This window comes from Pseudomonas sp. CCC4.1 (assembly GCF_035019225.1).
GTDB classification, from domain to species: domain Bacteria; phylum Pseudomonadota; class Gammaproteobacteria; order Pseudomonadales; family Pseudomonadaceae; genus Aquipseudomonas; species Aquipseudomonas bubulae.
Genome location: NZ_JASJWL010000058.1, coordinates 1 through 20752 on the forward strand (window position 1 = coordinate 1; position 20752 = coordinate 20752).

The 20752-nt window shown below is 55.8% G+C and carries 24 protein-coding genes; 10 read left to right on the forward strand and 14 right to left on the reverse strand.

Annotation, left to right across the window (positions count from 1 at the left end):
- The first annotated feature begins 77 nt into the window (after window positions 1–77).
- Together QN377_RS18585 and QN377_RS18590 are read left to right on the forward strand one after the other, a co-directional pair.
- Window positions 78–1133 (forward strand): tartrate dehydrogenase, encoded by a 1056-nt coding sequence (locus tag QN377_RS18585; RefSeq protein ID WP_095018606.1) that lies wholly within the window; start codon window positions 78–80, stop codon window positions 1131–1133.
- 106 nt (window positions 1134–1239) lie between these two features.
- Complete coding sequence (locus tag QN377_RS18590; protein ID WP_322212755.1) at window positions 1240–2595, forward strand: dicarboxylate/amino acid:cation symporter; 1356 nt, start codon at window positions 1240–1242, stop codon at window positions 2593–2595.
- Window positions 2596–2964: 369 nt separating this feature from the next.
- On the opposite strand, the gene QN377_RS18595 is transcribed toward QN377_RS18590, so the two are convergent.
- From QN377_RS18595 to cynR, 3 genes are all read right to left on the reverse strand, one after another.
- Window positions 2965–3588: a flagellar biosynthesis protein gene (locus QN377_RS18595; RefSeq protein ID WP_095018703.1), complete on the reverse strand. Its 624-nt coding sequence runs from the start codon at window positions 3586–3588 to the stop codon at window positions 2965–2967.
- A 5-nt stretch (window positions 3589–3593) separates the two neighbouring features.
- On the reverse strand, window positions 3594–3821 hold the full coding sequence (locus QN377_RS18600) for a hypothetical protein (protein ID WP_095018608.1): 228 nt from the start codon (window positions 3819–3821) through the stop codon (window positions 3594–3596).
- Between the two features lie 108 nt (window positions 3822–3929).
- Window positions 3930–4820, reverse strand: a complete 891-nt coding sequence (gene cynR / locus QN377_RS18605; RefSeq protein WP_095018609.1) for a transcriptional regulator CynR — start codon at window positions 4818–4820, stop codon at window positions 3930–3932.
- Window positions 4821–4930: 110 nt separating this feature from the next.
- Here cynR and QN377_RS18610 point away from each other — a divergent pair, with 110 nt between their 5' ends.
- The 4 genes from QN377_RS18610 to QN377_RS18625 all read left to right on the forward strand — a co-directional run bounded on the left by QN377_RS18610 (window position 4931) and on the right by QN377_RS18625 (window position 7879).
- The gene (locus tag QN377_RS18610; protein WP_095002890.1) at window positions 4931–5590 is read left to right on the forward strand and encodes a carbonic anhydrase; all 660 of its coding nucleotides are present in this window, start codon (window positions 4931–4933) and stop codon (window positions 5588–5590) included.
- Window positions 5591–5619: 29 nt separating this feature from the next.
- Window positions 5620–6090, forward strand: a complete 471-nt coding sequence (gene cynS / locus QN377_RS18615) for a cyanase (protein ID WP_095002889.1) — start codon at window positions 5620–5622, stop codon at window positions 6088–6090.
- Between the two features lie 109 nt (window positions 6091–6199).
- Window positions 6200–6454 (forward strand): DUF2790 domain-containing protein, encoded by a 255-nt coding sequence (locus tag QN377_RS18620; protein WP_095002888.1) that lies wholly within the window; start codon window positions 6200–6202, stop codon window positions 6452–6454.
- A 201-nt stretch (window positions 6455–6655) separates the two neighbouring features.
- Complete coding sequence (locus QN377_RS18625; protein ID WP_095018610.1) at window positions 6656–7879, forward strand: amidohydrolase family protein; 1224 nt, start codon at window positions 6656–6658, stop codon at window positions 7877–7879.
- A 253-nt stretch (window positions 7880–8132) separates the two neighbouring features.
- Here QN377_RS18625 and QN377_RS18630 read toward each other — a convergent pair whose 3' ends face one another.
- From QN377_RS18630 to QN377_RS18650, 5 genes are all read right to left on the reverse strand, one after another.
- A complete protein-coding gene (locus QN377_RS18630; protein ID WP_095002886.1) occupies window positions 8133–8486 on the reverse strand; it encodes a hypothetical protein in 354 nt (117 codons plus the stop codon).
- A gap of 117 nt (window positions 8487–8603) precedes the next feature.
- Entirely contained in the window at window positions 8604–9461 is an 858-nt protein-coding gene (locus tag QN377_RS18635) for a fumarylacetoacetate hydrolase family protein (protein ID WP_322212756.1), read from the reverse strand.
- 172 nt (window positions 9462–9633) lie between these two features.
- Window positions 9634–10506: an NAD(P)-dependent oxidoreductase gene (locus QN377_RS18640; RefSeq protein ID WP_095018612.1), complete on the reverse strand. Its 873-nt coding sequence runs from the start codon at window positions 10504–10506 to the stop codon at window positions 9634–9636.
- Window positions 10507–10577: 71 nt separating this feature from the next.
- Window positions 10578–11822, reverse strand: coding sequence for an MFS transporter (locus QN377_RS18645; protein ID WP_095026715.1), 1245 nt, complete (start codon window positions 11820–11822; stop codon window positions 10578–10580).
- Between the two features lie 119 nt (window positions 11823–11941).
- Window positions 11942–12712, reverse strand: a complete 771-nt coding sequence (locus QN377_RS18650; protein WP_095026714.1) for an SDR family NAD(P)-dependent oxidoreductase — start codon at window positions 12710–12712, stop codon at window positions 11942–11944.
- A gap of 154 nt (window positions 12713–12866) precedes the next feature.
- Here QN377_RS18650 and QN377_RS18655 point away from each other — a divergent pair, with 154 nt between their 5' ends.
- Window positions 12867–13775 (forward strand): LysR family transcriptional regulator, encoded by a 909-nt coding sequence (locus QN377_RS18655; RefSeq protein WP_095018615.1) that lies wholly within the window; start codon window positions 12867–12869, stop codon window positions 13773–13775.
- 380 nt (window positions 13776–14155) lie between these two features.
- On the opposite strand, the gene QN377_RS18660 is transcribed toward QN377_RS18655, so the two are convergent.
- A complete protein-coding gene (locus tag QN377_RS18660) occupies window positions 14156–14482 on the reverse strand; it encodes a hypothetical protein (protein WP_133145014.1) in 327 nt (108 codons plus the stop codon).
- A 463-nt stretch (window positions 14483–14945) separates the two neighbouring features.
- Here QN377_RS18660 and QN377_RS18665 point away from each other — a divergent pair, with 463 nt between their 5' ends.
- Window positions 14946–16160, forward strand: a complete 1215-nt coding sequence (locus QN377_RS18665; protein WP_322212757.1) for an aldose 1-epimerase family protein — start codon at window positions 14946–14948, stop codon at window positions 16158–16160.
- A gap of 262 nt (window positions 16161–16422) precedes the next feature.
- Here QN377_RS18665 and QN377_RS18670 read toward each other — a convergent pair whose 3' ends face one another.
- The 4 genes from QN377_RS18670 to QN377_RS18680 form a co-directional block, all read right to left on the reverse strand.
- Window positions 16423–17007, reverse strand: a complete 585-nt coding sequence (locus QN377_RS18670) for a hypothetical protein (RefSeq protein WP_095002878.1) — start codon at window positions 17005–17007, stop codon at window positions 16423–16425.
- Window positions 17008–17095: 88 nt separating this feature from the next.
- On the reverse strand, window positions 17096–17293 hold the full coding sequence (locus QN377_RS22900; RefSeq protein WP_095018617.1) for a DUF3325 domain-containing protein: 198 nt from the start codon (window positions 17291–17293) through the stop codon (window positions 17096–17098).
- Complete coding sequence (locus QN377_RS18675; protein ID WP_095018618.1) at window positions 17294–17755, reverse strand: histidine kinase sensor domain-containing protein; 462 nt, start codon at window positions 17753–17755, stop codon at window positions 17294–17296.
- Window positions 17755–18468 (reverse strand): response regulator transcription factor, encoded by a 714-nt coding sequence (locus tag QN377_RS18680; RefSeq protein ID WP_095018619.1) that lies wholly within the window; start codon window positions 18466–18468, stop codon window positions 17755–17757. Before QN377_RS18680 ends, QN377_RS18675 begins: the two co-directional genes overlap by 1 nt.
- Window positions 18469–19196: 728 nt before the next feature.
- On the opposite strand from QN377_RS18680, the gene QN377_RS18685 reads away from it, so the two are divergent.
- Window positions 19197–19802, forward strand: a complete 606-nt coding sequence (locus QN377_RS18685; RefSeq protein ID WP_095018620.1) for a hypothetical protein — start codon at window positions 19197–19199, stop codon at window positions 19800–19802.
- Window positions 19803–19998: 196 nt separating this feature from the next.
- On the opposite strand, the gene QN377_RS18690 is transcribed toward QN377_RS18685, so the two are convergent.
- On the reverse strand, window positions 19999–20505 hold the full coding sequence (locus QN377_RS18690; protein WP_095018704.1) for a GNAT family N-acetyltransferase: 507 nt from the start codon (window positions 20503–20505) through the stop codon (window positions 19999–20001).
- A 104-nt stretch (window positions 20506–20609) separates the two neighbouring features.
- Here QN377_RS18690 and QN377_RS18695 point away from each other — a divergent pair, with 104 nt between their 5' ends.
- Window positions 20610–20744 carry a GNAT family N-acetyltransferase gene (locus QN377_RS18695; RefSeq protein ID WP_095002870.1) on the forward strand — a complete coding sequence of 45 codons (135 nt, stop codon included), beginning with the start codon at window positions 20610–20612 and terminating at the stop codon, window positions 20742–20744.
- The last annotated feature ends 8 nt before the right edge of the window (window positions 20745–20752 follow it).

Below are 20752 nucleotides of genomic sequence, written 5' to 3' on the forward strand. Positions count from 1 at the left end.
CATATACTCCGTTCACACCCTGATTGAACAGACCGTTCGACAGGCAAAACAAGAACGTTTCGAGCGCGGAGTTGATCATGAGCACGTATAAAATTGCAGCGGTTCCAGGTGATGGTATTGGTATCGAAGTCATTGCCGCAGGTGTCGAGGTGCTGCAGGCCCTGTCGAAAAAATCCAGTTTCGAACTGGATTTCAAACACTTCGACTGGAACTCGGATAACTACCTGAAGCATGGTTACTACATTCCTGAAGGCGGGCTGGAAGAGCTAAAAACCTTCGATGCGATTTTCTTTGGCGCCGTGGGTGCGCTTGACGTCGCGGATCATATTTCCCTGTGGGGCCTGCGTTTGCCGATCTGCCAGGGCTTCGATCAGTACGCCAACGTGCGTCCGGCTCGTGTGTTGCCTGGGGTAAAGAGCCCACTGGTCAATGGTGACCAGATTGACTGGGTAGTGGTGCGGGAAAACTCCGAAGGTGAGTACTCCGGCAATGGTGGTCGCGTTCACCGTGGCCTGCCGGAAGAGGTCGCCACGGAAGTGTCGGTCTTTACCCGTGTTGGAGTTGAGCGCATCCACCGTTTTGCTTTCGAACTGGCGCAAAGCCGCCCACGCAAGCACCTGACCATGGTCACCAAGTCCAATGCCCAGCGACACGGCATGGTGCTGTGGGATGAGATTTTCTATGAAGTCGCGAAGGATTTTCCAGACGTTAAAATTGATAAAGAACTGGTCGATGCCGTCACTACGCGCATGGTGCTCAAACCCTCCACACTGGACGTGATTGTCGCTACTAACCTGCACGCCGACATTCTGTCCGATCTGGCGGCGGCGCTATCCGGCAGTCTGGGCATTGCGCCGACTGCCAACCTGAACCCGTCGCGCAAATTCCCTTCGATGTTCGAACCTATCCACGGCTCTGCATTCGATATCACCGGTAAAGGTGTGGCGAACCCGATTGCGACTTTCTGGACGGCAGTGATGATGCTTGAACATCTGGGTGAGGCCGCCGCGGCAAAACAACTGATGTCCGCCATCGAGGCTGTGACTGAAAGCGGTTTGCATACTCCTGATTTGGGCGGTACGGCCACTACACGGCAGATCACGGATGCAGTCATTGCGTTGATCAACCGTTGAAGCGTCCCAGCGATTCAAAGTAGTACTGCGGCACTACGTCAAGGGGCAGATTATTGGGTCTGACTCCTTGGCATTTCCTGACAACAATAAAAATCAGGGCCCTGTCATGAAAAGAATATTCGGCAAACTTTATATACAAGTACTTATTGCGGTCGTTCTTGGCGCTATCGTCGGTGTGCTGGTTCCTGAAGCCGGGGCTGCACTCAAACCCTTGGGCGATGCGTTTATCAAACTGATCAAAATGCTCCTCGCGCCGGTGATCTTCCTGACTGTCGTCACGGGTATCGCACGCATGGAAAACATGAAGGAGCTTGGGCGGGTAGGCTTTCGTGCCTTGATTTATTTCGAGGTTGTGTCGACCCTGGCGCTCGTGGTCGGCCTGGTGGTGGTCGATGTATTCAAGCCCGGTGCGGGCATGAATATTGATGTCGCAAGCCTCGATACGTCGAGTTTCACCACGTATACCTCGGCGGTGAAGCATGACTCATTCATGGACTTCGCCATGAATATCATCCCCGATACCATTGTGGATGCCTTTGCCAAGGGTAATGTGCTGCAGATCTTGCTGTTTTCCGTCCTTCTGGGTGTCGCCCTGGCCCAAGTCGGCCCGCGCGGGAAAATCTTTGTCGATGCACTGGATAGCTTGATGCAGGGCATGTTCCGCATCGTCAATATGGTTATGCGCCTGGCGCCTGTCGGTGCGTTTGGGGCCATTGCATTCACAATCGGCAAATACGGTTTCGGCTCGCTGTTCTCCCTCGGCAAGTTGATGGCCTGCGTGTACTTGACCTGCGCGGTGTTCGTGATCTTTGTCCTGGGGCCCATATGCCGGTACAGCGGTTTCAGCCTGTGGAAATTCCTTAAATTTATCAAGGAGGAGTTGTTCACCGTACTGGGCACCAGTTCTTCGGAGTCGGTGTTGCCGCAAATGATTTCAAAAATGGAAAAGGCCGGAGTTTCCAAGCCTGTCGCCGGGATGATCATTCCGTCCGGGTTGACCTTCAATCCGGACGGTCAGGCGATTTATTACACCATCGCTGCGATTTTTATCGCCCAGGCAACCAACACGCCGCTTACCCTCACTGACCAACTGATCGTTCTGGCAGTTTTGATGTTCACCTCCAAGGAGTCGGCAGGTGTCACCGGCTCAGGGTTTATTATCCTGGCCGCCACCTTGTCTTCTTTGGGGACCATCCCGGTTGCGGGAATGGTGCTGCTGCTGGGAGTTGACCGCTTTATGTCAGAAGCACGTGCGATCACCAACACTATCGGCAATGGTGTCGGAACCATGGCTATTGCCAAGTGGGTCGGGGCGCTGGATACCGTTAAAATGCACAAGGCGTTGAATGGTGAAAGAGGGGAGCCTGAACCAGAGTTCGTACACGAAGAGGCTGCTCATCCCTCTGGTCCAGTGATGGGTAATGCCTTGCAGCCCAGCCTTGCAAGTGCCTCCCAGGTATAAATGTGTGTTGCTGAAGTGCTCGGGTAAGGGTATTCGTGCGGCCCAGGCGCACGAATACCTATGCAGCGAACGCCTGTTGCTGGAGTCCCGTATTAACTGGCGCTGAGTGAGTCCAGCTTGAATGGGGTGCTAGGGTTCGAGTGTTCGAATCACTCCGTCCCGACCCTATTGATTTCACTGATATTCAGGGCCGGAACCATATCCGACCAGATCACATCGGCGTGGTCTGTCTGGTGGTTCTTGGTCATGTATCGCCACTCGTGGCAACACGGCTAACCACAAATATTGAGTGACCGAATCAATCAATGGCCAACCAGGGGGCTGGTACTTGAAGTAGACGGCCACTGCACTGTGTTCTGCAGGAGCCCCTTAGAGCTGCTTCAGGGTTTCCTGGGTGATGGCTTCGAGTCCGGATTCGGTGATGGTTTTCCAGTCAGTATCTGTGGCCACTTTCACGTTCTCACTGACCAGCGTTTTTATGGTCTGTACAGGTGTACCAGGGGCTTTTATCTGCAACAGCGACTTGTTGCGTAGCACCTTATCGAGTACTCCCTCAGCCGAATACCATGACCAGAATTCGATGATGTTCACTTTTACTTCACTGACATCACGGGCACCGGGGCTGCTTACCACCTCGTATCCGGCCTGCCGGTAGGCAGTGGCTACGGCATTACCCACCAGCTCTGAAACTGTGCGCCCTTCAGGCAGCAGCACGTCGCCGATCGCCATATTGAAGTTATTGCGCTTACGCGCGATGGCCCGCTCGGTAATCGACTTATCGTCGATCTCGTCGTACTTCAGTGAAGGTATGTCAGAGCTGGAAGGTTTGATTTGAAAAACTCGATCATCAACGGCGCTGATATAAACCTTTTTGCCATTGCTGGGGGCCGGTGTCTGAGTATCACCCGGCCGTAAAACATCCACTTCTGCCCTGTTGGTGGCGCAACCGGCTAACAGTACCAATGCCGCAACGGCCAAAATTTTTCGAACCATCATCCTTACTCCCTTTTATATTTGGCCTTCATAGGCTTGTCCAAAAGCTGGCGAAAAAGAGTGTAGAAGACAATGTGCAGCTCAACCGCCTGGCTGACTTGCGCGGTTGAGAGAGCAAGCAGCACGAAAGCAATCGGCTCTGGCCCTAGCCTTTTGCTCGTAATCCCTGAACCCGCATTTCGCGGTTTTTTTTGTCTTGAGGAAATGATGATCAGCAAGACCGTCTCGGTCATCTGCTGCAATCCATTGAAGATTTTTTGACCACGCCTCGGAGCTGACCCGACTTAAAGTCGTGAACGTGCTGCGCGGGCGTATCAACTCCGGGCACCTATCAGATGCCCTTATCTCTTCTCGAGTTGGGCCGCAATGTCTGTGGCCAGTTCGATGAAGGCACGTGCAGCTGAAGTCTGGTAGGCCCCTTTGCGCTGCATCAATACGGCGGTACGGTGCAGTCGCTGAGGGCTTAGTTCAATGGCAAACAGCCCCTGATGTGCAAGCGCGACGGTTGCCGGTAACAGGGTCGACAGTGTGGTCCTGCGCACCACTTCGATGACTGCACCGATAACATTGGCCTCCATTTTCACCCGCGGGGTAATGGTGTGCTGGCGACAGTAGCGGTCGATCTGCTCGCGAGTGGCAAACTCTTCGCTGAGCAGGATCAGTGATTCGGCACTCAGAGCGTCCAGGTCAATAGCACTCTGTCCAGCCAACGGGTGTCTTTCCCCAACCACCAGCGCGAGGGCTTCTATCAGAAGCGGCTGGGTCTCTATGTCCTGAGAGTGCCCGTCCTCGAAAGCGATACCCACGTCCAGCTCATCGGCCAGCAGAAGCTCCTCCATCTGTTCTTGAGCGATCTCACGCAGGTTCAAGGTGATATTCGGATATCGGCTGTGGAAAGCTTCGACCAGTGGTCCGACCAGATATGTGGTGAACGTCGGTGTCAATGCAACCCTGAGTGCCCCGCGACTCAAATCGCCCACGTCATGGATTGCACGTTTTCCTTCCTCCAGTTCCTGCGAAGCCCGGCGTGCATAGCGTAAATACACTTCGCCGGCGTCAGTCAGCCGCGTCGTACGTCCCGATCGGTCAAATAACTGGGCAGAAAGACTTTCCTCAAGTTGCCTGACTTGCTGTGACAGCGCGGGCTGCGAAACATGCAGCGCAGCAGCTGCTTTCGTGAAGCTGTGGTGTTGCGCCACAGCGAGAAAGTATTTGATGTGACGTGCCAGCATGCTTAGAGCCATAAGATTATCTGATGTACGCCATCATAAATGAGACTTTTACCTTATGTCACGAGCTCCGTAATCTCTGCTCCAACGCATCGCGACCAAGAGGAGTCACCATGAAAGACATCATCGATGGTTTTCTAAAGTTTCAACTTAACGCTTTTCCGGAACGCGCCGGCCTGTTCAAGAATCTGGCTAATCAGCAAAGCCCACGGGCGCTGTTTATCTCCTGCTCTGACAGCCGATTGGTTCCGGAACTGGTTACGCAGCGAGAGCCCGGCGACCTGTTTGTCATTCGCAACGCCGGCAACATCGTGCCGCCCTACGGCCCTGAGCCTGGCGGTGTGTCGGCCTCGGTCGAGTATGCCGTTGCTGCCTTGCAAGTCTCCGACATCGTTATCTGCGGGCACTCTGATTGCGGCGCAATGACTGCCATTGCCACCTGCAAGTGCCTGGATCACATGCCCGCAGTGGCAGGCTGGTTACGCTACGCCGACTCTGCTCGAGTGGTGAATGAAGCGCGCAAACATAAGGACCCACACAGCAGTGTTGAGGCGATGGTTCGAGAAAACGTGATCGCCCAGTTGGCCAATATCCGGACGCATCCATCGGTACGCCTGGCCCTCGAAGAGGGACGCGTAGCACTGCATGGCTGGGTCTATGACATCGAGAGCGGGCGTATGGATGCTTTCGACAGTAGCACCGGCAAGTTTGCGCCCCTTGTGGACAACCCGGGCGCACGTGCCGCTCCCTATCAACAGAAGCAATCTGCTTGAACTCGTTTATTACCCCAGGAGATAACACCATGATCCAGTCCCAAATCAATCCAGGTTCGCGTCTGGCCCTGACCGAAGTCATCCTGCTGGCTAAAGCCCGGAAAGACTTGTCATTTGCCCAGATCACCGATGGCACAGGGCTCAGCGAGGCGTTCGTCACTGCCGCGCTGCTCGGCCAGCATCCCTTGCCCAAAGCAGCGGCCACAGTAGTGGGTGAAAAGCTCGGCCTCGATGTTGATGGCGTGGCGCTGCTGCAAACCATCCCGATGCGCGGCAGCATCGACAACGGTATACCGACCGACCCCACTATCTACCGCTTTTACGAGATGCTGCAGGTCTACGGCACCACGCTTAAGGCGTTGGTCCATGAGAAGTTCGGTGACGGCATTATCAGTGCTATCAACTTCAAACTGGATATTAAAAAAGTCGAAGATCCAGAGGGTGGGTCGCGCGCAGTCATTACCCTGGATGGTAAATACCTGCCCACCAAGCCTTTCTGACAGTTGAGTGTCTCGGCGTCGTAATACGACGCCGAGTCATGAAGCGCTACATTGACCCTGTAAGTATTGAAGGGTATTTGCGTCACGCGATACCTCGAGGTGTTTGAACATGAAAATTTTATTGTTGGCAGGGCTCAGTAGCTTGTGCACTGTGGCTTTGGCTGGGCAGCCTCTAGCAGATAACGACATTCAGGTAGAGCAGTACAGTTATTCACAAGACCTTGATATCGCAAAAGTCATTTCGATGGGTGAAGTGCCAAATGTCTGTGAAGTGGTGCCTGCGCGTATGATGTATGAAGACTCCAAGGGGCATAGGCATATTCTCGAATACCGCGTAATGGGGAATGGTTGTTCTAACGGTTAGTGTGTGCTTCCCATCCATATCGCAAATATTTAATACGTCTTTTAATTTTTTCCTGCTGATTCTGGACACTGTTGCGTTCCTTTGCAGCTCTGTCGCGCGTGCTCATGGGCAATGTGCTGGCAGTCATGAAGCAGGCGCAGCATGACCTCCAGAGGTCGATGCTCGAGAAACGGAAGTTGTCTGAATTGAGGAGTGAGGTTTATGGATCTGATATTTCGCAATGTACGCATTGCCGATGGAAAGCCTTTAACCGACGTCGCCGTACACAATGGGAAAGTTGCCATTATTTCCCCGGGAATTACAGTGCGGGCACGGCAGGAAGTCCAGGGAAATGGAAATGTATTGATGCCGGCTTTTGTCGAGGGGCATCTGCATCTGGAAAAAGCCTATGTCATGCACCGTAAGGTCAATCGCACCGGAACCCTCAAGGAGGCGATTGCCGTTACAGCTGAGCTTAAACCGATGTTGACCCGGGAGGATATTCTCGAGCGTTCAACGCAGGTATTACGCTCACTTGTGCAGGCCGGTACTACCCATGTACGCGCACATGCCGAATTTGACCCCTCACAAGGTTTCACAGGGTTTGATGTTGTCCTGGAGCTACGCAAGAAGTTTCGCGACATGATCGACATTCAGGTAGTTGCCTTCCCACAGGAAGGCATTTTCAAACTACCGGGAATGAAGCACATGATGGTTGCGGCGATGGAAAAAGGTGCCGATGTCGTCGGCGGTATTCCCTATAACGATCGTTCACCCTTCGAACATATTGATTATGTTTTCAGCCTGGCTAAACAGTTTGGAAAAGATATCGATTTCCATCAGGATTTTGCCGATACGGCAGAGAACATGACCATTGAATACCTCGCGCGCAAGACCATCAAGGAAGGGTATGAAGGCCGCGTCTGCGTAGGTCATCTTACGAGCCTTGGAGCCGTAGCACCGGAACAGCGAGTGGGTATTATCAGCCTGATCCGTGATGCTGGAATCAGCGTAATGTGCCTGCCAGCCACCGACTTGCATCTCGGTGCTCGAGGCGACAGCCATAACGTCCGCCGCTCACTCACGCCCGTTCGTGCGTTGCGAGACGGTGGTGTAAATGTCTGTTTGGCCACGAACAATATACGCAACGCTTTTACCCCGTATGGGACAGGCGATCTGCTGAATATTGCGCAATTGGCAATGCCTGCATGCCACCTGGGTGGGGCCGATGATCAGGCCACAGTATTGGGAATGCTCACAACTAATCCTGCAAAAGCCCTAGGGCTGGATAACTATGGGCTGGAAGCCGGCAAAAATGCAGACCTGGTGCTGGTGGATACCCAGTCGGTCGCCGGGGTTATCCTCGACTTGCCGGCTCGTCTTATGGTGTTGAAGCGCGGGAAAATAGTGGCGACATCAAATTACAACCGTTCGATAGCCTTCTGATCGTCCCCGCCTGCCGGATCAGTAACGGATACCCATGTGACACTCAGTCAATCTGTCGTCTTTTGATGATCGACGACAATCGCGTGTGGACGGGTGTAACGGCTGCGGATTTATCGCCTAGAGATTCAGGCCTCGTGCCACTATTTCAAGCGGGAAGGTCGGCAATATGTCGTCGCTTGCTCTGTTTCAGCTGGGCGAGAAGTCGTGGATGCATCCATTGCCCGCCAATGGCAAAGGCATGGCTTTTATGCGGTCATGCCTGAATCCCGATCTTGCCTGCTGAAGCTTGCATCGCGCGCTTCTCTGTTAAGGGGGCAAAATAGGGCGGCGTACCGGTTGCCTGGAAATAAAGAAAGTAGTGCCCGGTGTCGGCCAATACAATTCGGTGCAGCTCTGATAGGCGCATGCCGTTTCTAATCCAAATGCTCTCTTTCAGGATTTCGTAAGTCCGGACCCCGTGTTGTTGCATTGTGCTTTCGAAGGTTAGGTAGAGTTCTTCTCTGATACGCCGGTCGTTTTGAACACCCGCTCGCAACATAAAAAAGCTAAGCACACCCACAACTACAACCACAACCAACAAAAAAGTCCAGCTGGCGATTGCTCCCATGCTTTGCGCTCCCTGCGAGCTCACGTGGTATGAGCATCAGTGTAGACAGGGTTTGGCACTTGGCTTAGCTGCGTGTCAGGCTGCGTTATGCAGCCTCAGGTTCGGAGCAGGCAAGATTTACGCCTGCTCTGCCTCGTATCGCATCACAACGTGTCGTTGCACACCAAGGCCGCAGATCGACAGCACTACTTCATCCCCCGGTTCCAGCCATTCCGGATGTGGCTTCATTCCCATCGACACGCCAGGCGGGGTGCCGGTGATGATCACATCCCCAACATCGAGGGTCATGTAGTGACTGCAGTAGGAAATAATCTCTGCAACGCTGAAGATCATGGTCTGGGTGTTTCCTTCCTGTCGCCGTTGGCCGTTGACTTCCAGCCACATTGGCAGGCTCTGCGGATCCGGGACCTCATCACGGGTCACGAGCCAGGGACCCAGCGGCCCAAAGGAGTCGGAGCTCTTGCCTTTGTCCCATTGCGAACTCTGAAACTGGAATCCACGATCGGAAACATCATTGGCCACGCAGTAGCCCGCCACGTGTTCAAGTGCCTGGGCAACCGGAACGTACCGGGCGCGCTTTCCGATGACGACCCCCAGCTCAACCTCCCAGTCCAATTGCCTTGAGTGGGGAGGTTGTACGATGGGGTCATCGGCCCCGCTGATGCAACTGACCGGTTTGAAGAACACCAACGGTTCGGACGGGATCGCAAGACCGGCCTCTTCGGCGTGGTACAGGTAGTTCAAACCAATTGCGATGAACTTGCCGATATCGCTTATCGGTGGCTGGTAGCGAACCGGGGTCGAAATAAGCGGAAGCCGGTGTTCGTCAAGCTCACAAAGCCGGGCAAGTTCCGTATCGGACAAGCACGCGCGCGAGACGTCATCCACATGGGCTGAAATGTCCCGCAGCTGTCCCGATGAATCGACCATGCCCGGATACACGCCATCATGCTTAACATAGCGAAAGAGCTTCATTGTTGTCTCCAGTTGCAGTATCAGAATATGCGCAGGAGCCGAGCGCGCCAGGCACCAGGCTGGTTGCGGGATACAAACCCGCAGCCACTGTCAGTCATGCTTCATTGCACGCAAAGTGCGGGGGAGGGGCATCTCGGTTTGCATGCCACAAGGACCCAGTGGGCTCGCGGGATCAATCACGCTTTTCGGTGAACAATCGCACTACGCTTGTCATGTTCCGGTCGCCCATTCCGCGCGCTGCTGCGCGCTGGAAAACGTTATGTGCTGCGGCAATTGTGGGGGCGTTCTCTGCTGATCCTGCTTCCTCGAGCGTGTAGCCGAAGTCCTTTTCAATCAACGCCACGGGGAACTGCGGGGCGAAGTTCTCCGTCATCATGCTCCCTGAAAGATAGGCAGCAACCGGTGGCCAGACGGAGGTGCCTGCCATGGCTGCCAGCACTCGCGATGCATCGGCTCCGTTTCGCTCCAATAACCCGATGACCTCTGCCAGGCCCGTCACCTGTATTCCCAGCATGGCGTTGGTGGCAAGTTTCGCCAAAGCGCCATGACCCAGGCCGCCGACGTGATGGACTGAAGAGCCCATGACGCGTAGCAGAGGCAGGCAGCGCTCCAGGACTTCTTCCTCTCCGCCTGCCAGATAGGCCAGTTGCCTCGCATCGGCCTGAGCACGGGATCCCGATACCGGCGCTTCCAGCAGCGCCACCCGGGCATGCTGCATGTGGGTGCCGAGCTCCTGGATCCAGCCCGAAGTGAGTGTCGAACTCTCGATGGCGATTGCTCCCGCTGCCATACCAGAGAGGGCGCCGATCTCGCGATCCAGCCAGACATGGCGAGACGCATCATTGTCACGCAACATTGCAATGACGAACTCCGCACCTGCGCTGGCTTCTCTTGGCGTGCGCGCGTGGAAGGCCCCTTGCTTGACAAGCGCTTCTGCTGCATCGGGGGTTCGATTCCAGACAGTGACTGTGTGACCTGCAGCAAGCAATTGTGAGGCCATGCGCGACCCCATGGCGCCGAGGCCCAGGACTGTGATTCTGCTCATATGCTTTGTTCCATTTCAACGTGTAAGGGGGAGGGGCTGACAGGACTCGGTGGTTGTCAGAGGTTGCGCGACTATGAAGATTGGCGACTCACCAGGATCACCGCCAAGCCTGCAATGGCGAAGCAGGCGGACAGGTACGCAATGGGTTGCGGTCCGGCAAGATTGATCAGCAGTCCGCCCAGCAGCGAGCCCAGGCCGATGGCTGCATTGAATACAGATACATTGATGGAGGTGGCTGCGTCGGCTCCGCCTGGAATCCTGGAGGCCTCCTTGAACACCAGGGTCTGCAGCAGCACCGGAAGTGCGCCATATGCAGCGCCCCACGCAGCAAGCACAGCGAAAATGGCAGCATGACTGACCGCTGCCGCGTTCATGCATGACAAGCTTGCGGCAAGGAGTGCTGTCACCAGACCCAGGCTGGTTCTTGGTGCCCTGGACGCGAACGGGCCCACGGCGAAGTTGGTAATTACACCTGCCGCGCCATAGACCAACAGAAGCATGCTGACCTGTGCAGGGCTCTGGCCGGCAATCTGCTCAAGGTACGGAGACACGTAGGTGTAAGCCAGAAAGTTGCCGGTGACGACAAGGGCGGTGATCCCGAAAACCACAAGCAAGGGGCCACTTTTGAGCACGGCTGACATCGCCCCTCGCTTGGCAGCCTTCGAGATGCGTACCGCCGGAACTGACCATGCGATCAGCGTGAAGACGACCAGACTGAGTATCGAGAGCGCAGCAAACACGGAGCGCCATCCATACATTTCACCGAGCATTGTGCCAGCCGGAATCCCCAGCACCGTCGCCAGCGAAACACCGCCAAAGACAATCGATGTAGCTCGTACTGCGTTTCGTGCAGAGACCATGTGCACTGCGGTGACCACTGCTGTCGACCAGAACACGCCGATTGCACCTGCGACCAGAATGCGTCCAAGGAAAACGACGAAGTAGTTTGGCGCCAGGAAGGTGATCAGATTGCCGATACAGCAGACCGCCAGCAGACCGGCCATCAGTGTCTTGCGGTTGAGCGATCCAAGCAGGCCAGTCAGCGGCGCTGCGGTCAGAGCGACCATAAATGCAAAAATTGTAACCAGATAACCTGCGGCGCCGAGCGAGACATTCAGGCCAGCGGCCATCGCTGGCAGCACGCCTACGGGCATGAGCTCGGTGCTGACAAAGGAGAAGCAGCCGAGGCTCAGGGCAAGAACAGCCGCTACCGCCTGTGCCTTGGATACAGTTACCCCATGAGGGTGTGGCGTTGCGGGCGCGTGGGCACTTGCCGACGTAGTATCGGCCTGATGCCTTATGACTTTCGATTGCATGGGCGTATCTCTGTGAAATTCAAAATAAAGGTCGCAAAGGTGAGGTTTTTCAAGGCCAAGCCGTGCGTGCACCCGGTGTACTGTGGCGACCGGCATGCCGACTGATGGGCCATGCGAACTTATCGTGGGGGAAACTCAATGCCTGAGAGTTGCGCACAAGCGGCCAGGTATCGCTCTTGAAGCGCGGGGTCAAACGCAGCGCTGTGAACTTCTGCCGACCGCTGGTGATAGAAGTAGTCGCCGGTTACGCGCGCTGCAGTGGCTGCAGCGAGCCACGCCTGGGTGCGGGGCGCGAGGTCAAGGTCATCCGTAGCCTCAGGGCCGCCCATCTTCGTGGCAACCCAACCTGGTTCGACGCAGTTGGACAGCACATCTGGCCAGTGACGCGCGGCGGCAAAAGCAAGCAGGACCGCGTGAAGCTTGGAGTCCGAGTAGGCCTGCATCCCGGACCAGCGTCGCGAATCCCAGGTCAGGTCGCTGAGAGAGGGATTACCCTTCAAGTGAAGCCTGGAGCTCATGTAGACCAGGCGCTTGGGTCGCTTGACCATGGCGGTCAGAATGTAGGGCGCCAGAGAGTTCACGGCAAAGACATGGGGCAGGCCATCCACTGTGGCGATGCGCTCGCGCTCCTGGAAGCCGACAGCGGCATTGTGAATGATGGCATCGAAGGGGCCCAGTTCATTGATGCTGGCAGCAAGCGCCTTGGTTTCTGCGATGCTGGAAAGGTCCCCGACGAGTGCCGTCTGCGCGCCGGGAACTTGAGCGATGGCATGGGCCGCCCGGGCGTGGTTTCGGGCATGCAACACGACCTGATGACCGTTGGCCACGAGCAGGCGTGCCGCCATTTGGCCCAGGCCGTCGGAGGATCCGGTAACGAGGATGCGCGTCATTGTCATTGCTCCGGTGAATGCCACGTCGGGGGTGGCCTCAATGGGGTGTAGGGTCGGCATGGGGTAGCCGGCTCAGCGTTGGAGCAATGTTGGGATTTCGGGCCTTATAATGCGATAGCATGGAACGCATAATATTCATGCGCAGGAGTCATCAATGAGGGCATTAAGTTCCCGGTTGCTGGAAGGCGTCGACGTTATGGCGGCTGTCGTTGATGCGCGCAGCTTTGGCGGGGCTGCTGAGGTACTGGATATGTCTCAATCTGGCGTGAGCAGGGCAATAGCCCGCCTGGAGACAAGATTGGGCATCAGAGTGTTCGAGCGCACGACGCGATCAGTGAGGCTGACCGACGAAGGGCGCAGTTTCTACGAAGAGGTGATGCCTCTGATCGATGCGCTTGCCGAGGCGACAGGCAGCGCCGCCAGTGATGCGCAAAAGGTTCGTGGCCGGCTGCGCGTCAACGTGGACCCGCTATTTGCGAGACTGATCCTCGGTCCCCGATTGGGCGCGTTCATGGATAGCCACCCTGAGCTCGAAATGGAGCTGCGCAGCAAGGAAGACCTGGGTGATTTGATCGCGGATGGTTTCGACATCGCGATCCGCTTCGGCCATCCTCAGCCGTCGTCGTTAGTGGCGAGAAAACTCCTCGATACGCGAGTTTTGGCCATGGCATCACCGGCTTATCTTGAGCGTTTCGGCCATCCAAAGGACCCTATGGAGCTCGAGACTTCGGACCATCGCTGCATCCTGTTCAGGGAGCCAGTCACCGGCCGCCCGTTTGCCTGGGAGTTTCATCAGCGCCGCAAGAAGGTCACAGTCAAGCCGCAGGGCATGTTGACCGTCAACGATCCGGGTACGGTCTATAGCACATGCTTGGCCGGGCTCGGTATTGCGCAGTTGTTCGAGTTGGGAATTGAAGAATATACCTCTTCCAGGCAGCTTGTTCAGCTGTTTCCCGATTGGTCGGAGCAGCGTTTTCCGCTCTATGCATACTACCCGTCGCGACATCATGTTCCCGCAAAGACTCGCGCGCTTCTTGATTTCGTCGCAGGCCTGGTTCGCTGATCGAAACGGGTTGGGCCTGCATCAGGAGTAAGCAAGCCGCTGCGTGCTACTTCAGTCTTGCAGACAAAACCCGTTTTTTAAATCACTTGCACAAGTAACTACGTCTCCGAAGATCGTATTCAGATGCAAAACTACTGGCTCGATCTTGAGTGAAGAAAGTTGGAGCGATGTTTATTAATTATAGTTTGGATATTTAGGTGTAGCTGTCAGGTGGTGTTCAGGTTGTCATGTTTGAGTTACAGTGTTTTCTTCCTTCGAAAAACGTATGTCCCGGTAAGTGCTGGCAATATATATTGAATTCGCCCGACTTGGGTGGGAAGGGGCAGGGGAAGTGCTGCAAGTTACTTTTCAATTGCACCCGGTTGAGGACTGGCGTGCAATTAAATGACGATATCCATGCGCGGGCCGAGGCCGTCGACGAGTAAAGAGATGTCGGCACGTATCTCGCAGCACGCTTTATGAGCGTCGACTACGGCTTTCACTTCACGACAGACAAGGCCTCTTGCTTCCTCTCTTTTTTCACAGACCGTTTCAGCTGTCAGTGTCAGCCGGCCGGAGAACGTGGTTTCAACAGTGGAGAGTTTGTTCCAGTCAGAATTTTCTATATTGGCAATCCCTTTTCTGACTTTGTCAGCTGCTTTGGCTGCAGTGTCAGTATCTCCTGTCGGAGAAATTGAATAAGTGAATAGGAAGTAATATTTTGTCACTTTGCTTGTCCTTGTGAGAAGTTCGATTTACAAGTCGTGCGCCGTGCTCGACTTATAAAGACAGTAGCACTTCAGGTGGGGAGGGGAGTACTGTTCTTTAGCTTGGCTGGGTGGAATAGTGTGTGTGATTGTTTATGCTGTTTTATCGCTAACCATGTTCCGTCAATAGAATCGGTTTCCGAGATCGGTATTGAGCCAGGAACAGCCAGGCTGCGCATCAGGGGCGCTTCCGATCCGCAGTGGGTGAAGTTCATCTTGCAGGAGTTACTGCGATAAGTGCCTCACCTGCGAGCGCTCATATTCGATCTGATTTGGGAGCAAGTGTGCTCGTGATGACATCGAAAAAACATTCGATGTTCCCCCGATTTTTCTGGGTATTTTGCGGCTTTGGGTCGGTTTTAAAGCTTGATGAAACGTTTCATCAAGTCTATAAAAAGGCACAATTCCAAGAAAGGCTGTTGCCATGACCCCGCTCAAACTCTTTGTTGCCCTCACTACACTGACCGCAGCCTCCCACGCCATGGCCTGGGATTACGTTCTGCTCGACACCGACCATGGCGCCCAGAACTGGCAGATCACCAGCCAGCAACTCGGCGTAAAAACCGATAAACCCTTCAGCATCACCTTGCGCACCTTGCACGGTGGCCGGCAGGAGGGCGTCAGCATTGTGGACATCGATAACGGTACGATGAAACTCTCGGTAGTGCCTACTCGCGGAATGAACGTCTTGCAGGCCTCGGTAGGTAATGTGCGCATGGGCTGGGATTCGCCGGTCAAGGAAGTGGTCAACCCGTCCTTTATCGAACTTAATGGTCGTGGTGGTCTGGGCTGGCTGGAAGGTTTCAATGAGCTGGTCACCCGCTGTGGATACGAATGGGTCGGCCACCCAGGAGTCGACAACGGCGAACTGCTGACCCTGCATGGTCGGGCCGCTAACATTCCTGCAAGTAAAGTCACCCTGCATATCGATGAAAAACCGCCGTATGCCATCACCCTGCGCGGCGAACTGAAAGAGCAGGCGTTCAAAAAAGTCGACTTTTCCGTCGCTACCGAATTGGTCACCGAGCCCGGCAGCGTAGTGTTCTCCCTCAACGACACCCTAACCAACAACGGCGACTATCCAAAGGAATACCAGGCGCTCTATCACAGTAACTTCAGCACCCCGTTCCTGGAGCAGGGCGCTCGTTTCGCCGCACCGGTGAAACAGGTGTCGCCGTTCAACGACAAGGCCAAGGACGATCTGCCCGACTGGCAAACCTACCGTGCACCGACCAAGGACTACGACGAAACGGTTTACAACGTGGTGCCGTATGGCGATGCCAAGGGCGATACGTTGACCGTGTTGCATAACAAGGCCGGCAGCCTGGGCGTTTCAGTCGGTTTCAATACTCAGACACTGCCGGTGTTTTCCCTGTGGAAAAACACCGATACCCAAGGCCAGGGCTATGTTACCGGCTTGGAACCGGGGACAAGTTTTTCCTACAACCGCCGTTATCAGCGGCCACTGAATTTGGTACCAACAATTGGGCCGAAGGAACACAAGCAGTTCCACATTAGCTATAGCTTATTGGCGGATAAGGTGGCTGTTGATAAGGCTTTGAAGCGAGTGAGCGACATTCAGGGTGGGCGGGAAACTGAGGTACGGCAAACGCCATTGGTTGATCTGACCAAGGGATAGCACCGGCTAGAGCACCGTCGGCCGATATGGCGCAGCCTCGGCCTATTCCTCGGCCTATTCCTCGGTTTGTTCAAGGTCCACCGGTGTGTGCGGGATTTACATCTTCTTCGCCGCCGGTTTGCTGCTGTTGGGCGGGGGGCTGATGCTGATGGGTCAACGCGCAGGCAGAGGCCAGCGCGTTGAGGCTGTCCCCGTTTCAGGACGCCAGGCACTCGGCGCAGGTAAGGGGTAGCGAGGCATCAAGCCTGTGGCGTACAGGCATTTACGGGTTCAGGTAAGCACTCAAACGCTCTACCGCAAACCCCTCGAAACCTTTCAGCGCATCGCTGGCCATCAATTGCTCCTTGCCGTTGAACTCAACCACGGGCACGTAAAAGCAGGCATGCTGGCTGATCTGGTCGACAGGGATTTTTTGCTGGCCCACAAAGGGAAAGCCGCAGCCCATGCCCAACAGCTGCAAGCGAACCACCTTGAGTTTCTGGCCTACCACCGAGGCGTCACACATCTCCCAATCAATGTTGCGTTTTTCCAGTACATCGGCCACCGGCTTGTTACCCATTCGGATAAAACTCTCGGCCTCCATCGCGAAGTTGATCGGGTTGTCCGGGTCAGCGCAAACGCTGGCCACACGCGTCACCTCGAACTCGCCGCTGCCTTCAAGTTGCGCCGGAAACTTGCTTTTCTGGCCTTCAAACCCGGGGTACGTCGTTGGGAACGGCTTGCTGGGCATGAGCTCTTTGACCGTCATACCCTTGGGCATTTCAGGGGTGGCAGCCATGACCACAGAGGGCAAAACGGCAGAGAGGAGGGCGAGGAGTGCGTTGCGTTTCAGGGCTTTGTTCAACATCTATTCCACCTTGGAAAGTCAGAAGTTACATCCTGTTGCGTAATCTGAGTCGTCCCGGCCTTGAAGGCAACCCCCACCCAAGCGTCTCTCAGGTTGTTTGCCTGACCTCAGCCCTCTCTGGCTCAGGCACTCTGCGCAGCCGCGACGCGTAAGGCAGCAGGAACGCTACCGTGAGTGCCGCGAGGGAGAGGTTGCCGAGCCAGGCCACGGCACCCATGGGCCCATCCCAGGCTTGAATACAACAGGCCAAGCTGGCCAACAGGGCAATCCAGCCGGTGCAGCGTATTCACACCCGCAAGTGCTCACGCGGGTTGAAACGATGCGGCAGCTCCATGACCAGACGCGCTTTGTCGTCGCTGAAAGGCACATAGAACGTTGGCCAGCCGTTTGGCCGTCCTACGGTCCAGTGAAGTGGACGGACAAAGTCGAGCTTACGACGCTCATGTTCATCCAGAGGCTGCGAAGACAATGATTGCTGGTGCTCATCGACGACGGCGGCCCACACCCGTTCCTGTTTGCGCAAGCTGAGCAGGAACTCGTCAACGCCTTGCGTGCCGCGTTCCCGCCACGCCGTTTCGGCCTGTCGTGCGTAAGCGATATGGCTCTGCTTGGCCGGTTCGGAGAGGAGGGCGGTGGCATCCTTGAGACGCTTGCTCAGGTCGGCCTGCAAACTGATCACCAGCATGCACAAAAGCGCGAGCACGCCGACCAGTTGCCACAGCAGCGAGTGCCGGTTCGGCAGCCTCATTACTGCAACGGCGCCAGCACATACCCCATGCCGCGTATGGTCTCGACGCGCCCGGCGCTGTAACCGATGGCCTGCAATTTGCGACGAACCCGACTGACATGCATGTCCAGGCTGCGGTCATGTTGTGAGTGCGCCCGATGCATGACCTGTTGGTACAGAAAGGCTTTGCTCAACACCTCGCAGGGATGCTGAATGAGGATTTCCAGTACCCGGAATTCGGTGTTGGTCAGATCGGCCCAGCGGCCGTTGCGGCAAACATCCATGGCCTGCTGATCAAGTTCCAGTTGCGAATCGCTGCGCACTTTTACCTGGGCCTCGTGCTCGTAGGCCACGCGCCTCAGAATGGCATCGATGCGTACATCCATCTCCTGCATGCTGAATGGCTTGGGCAAGTAATCGTCCGCGCCCTGGCTGAAACCGGTTATCCGGTCCTGCTCGGCACCCAGCGCCGACATCAGGATGACCGGGACACGCTGGCACTGGCGCACTTGGGCGAGCACCTCCAGGCCACTGCTGCCGGGTAACATGATGTCCATCAGGATCAAATCGAAACCCTCGGAGCGCACCAGATGCAGAATTTCGTCTGCGTCGTGACGCAACGTGACCGAAAAGCCCCGCTGGCCCAGATGGCTATCCAGGTCGGCGGCAAGCACCGGATCATCCTCAATAGCCAGAATACGGATGGGCATATGGGAAGCAGAGGCGAATTGCATGGAGGGGCAGACCTGTGAATGAGAATTATTATGCATAATTCATTCTGACAAAAAATGTTGCACATTCCTAACCAAAGCAAGATTTTCGTCATGCAGATTTACGAGCTTTAAGCTTTCGGTCGCTCTGAAGGCGTCAGTACGTATGGACATGCCCGGGCGCTCCAGCATTGAATGCAACGCCGGCAAGCAGGGCAAAGACAGGAAGACAGCAGGGCAGTTCAAGCCAGGTTAGCTCAAACAGGATGATCCTCTTCAACGTATGGGAGCGGCGCTTATTATCGATGCAGGCGGATTTTCTGCCTGGTCAGGTCGCAGCGAAAAGTGCCGCTATCACCGCGAACCGCATACAGGGTTGCTCTGTAAAACGACGATAGCCGTGAACAGTGCAAGTCGCGTAGTTTCCGGTACGCCCACGCCCAGCCGCGTTTGGATACCTTGGCCCTGTCCATGTTTTTACGCCTCCATGATTGGATCCAAAACAATAGCAAATAGCCATTAGCGGGTGATATAAGGACTTGAGTAAAAGTGTGTAAATTTTTCAGGCATCCGTCGGCAAGTCTCATGCGGCTCAAGCCAGCCGGGGCCCCTGTATGTACTTGCGTGTAGCCAGTGGAGCAGGCGCGGAACAGGCTTTTCAGTTATTGAGTCCAACCTGAGCTCCGGGTTATCCCGGGTCTGATCAACAGTTTTCTGCCTGAGCCCCTATTGTGGCCGGAGTAGCCATATCGATGATTTTGGTGGTTGAAGGCATCAGCGCCAGCGGTAAAACCACGTGGTGCACCCGGCATGGAGGGCCGCATGTGATTGCTGAGCACGGCCGTCTTGACGGTGTGCCGGAGCGTGCCAGTGATCCCGTCGCAGCCGCAGTTTTCTGGGCCGAGCGTAACGTCGATCGATGGCAGGCCGCGCTGGCTATGGAAGCCAGGGCTCCATGGGCGGTGTGCGACAGCGACCCGCTCAAGCTTCACTATCTGTGGTGCCTCTGGCAGATCGGTGAAGCCAGCACAAACGACTGGCTAACAGAACTGGACGCCACCCGTGACACTGTCGCACAGGGGCGTATCGGCTTTGCAGACGCTTACATTGTCGGGCGCATAGACCCGCAACTGGCACGGCAGCGAGCCCGTGCAGACTCCACTCGGCGCAGAAGCAATTTCGAGCTGCATGTACGGCTGCAGCAGGCGTTACTGACCTGGTACGCAGCGATCGAGCACGTGCTGCCCGGCAGTGTGCACGTGGGCTTTCCTGCAAAAATGCCCGTTGCGCAACCACGTAATGACAGGTACCCGTTGGCGGCCTTTGACCGGATGATCGCATTGCTGCCCGGTAAGTAATCAGAGCTAACGCAGCAATGCCCACCACGCCCGCAATGCTGCTCAAGTATGGGAGCGGGCTTGCTCGCGATGTTCTTTATGGCGCCGCATTTACTCAGCTAATACGCGTCATCGTTGACGACCATCGCGAGCAAGCCCGCTCCCACAAAGGCAGAAATCGTTTAAATGAACAACAATGCCCACCACGCCCGGTCACTTACTCGCGTGCATCAAACGCCGCAGCGTATTTCACTACCCCGACAGGCAGCTCGCCAGTAAAGGACAGGGCCTGGAAGTATTCAGGGGGAACGTCGGGCAACTCAAGGCCGGGGTGGGCTTTAAACCCGAAGCGGCCGTAATAGGCAGGGTCGCCCAGCACGACGCAACCCGCTGCGCCCTGTTGCCGCAGCTGTTGCAGTGCGGCCCTCATCAATGCCGAACCGATGCCCTTGCCCTGACGGTCAGGCCTTACACTGATCGGCCCCAGGCCATACCATCCGGTTACCCCGGACGAAATGCTGACAGGGGAAATGGCGACATGGCCGAGGATTTCGTCATGTTCTGCCGCCACCAGGGAGATGCTCAGTTGCCCGGTGCGCCGCAGTGCATTGACGATGAAATGCTCGGTGTGGCTTGAATACTCTTCGTTCCTGAACGCTGCCTCGGTCAGGCGACTGATGGCTTCGATGTCTTGCGGCTGTTCGTTGCGAATGGTCATGTGCATGTTCAACGTTTCGCTGCCCATAAATACCTCGGGTGGAGTCGGCAAGTAGCTGCCAGCGCATTGTGCATGCGTTCGTTGGCCCGTGCTGAGTGTGAGCAGCTTCGCTGCCCTCGGTAGGTTTTTATCAGCGGTATGGCTTCAGGTGCTCAGGGGACGTGGACGAGTCGGCGGGGCTGGTGTACCAGCCGATGGCAAAGACCATGCCGACACCGCCCGCGTCTGCGCCGCAGGCAGGTTGATTGCAGCA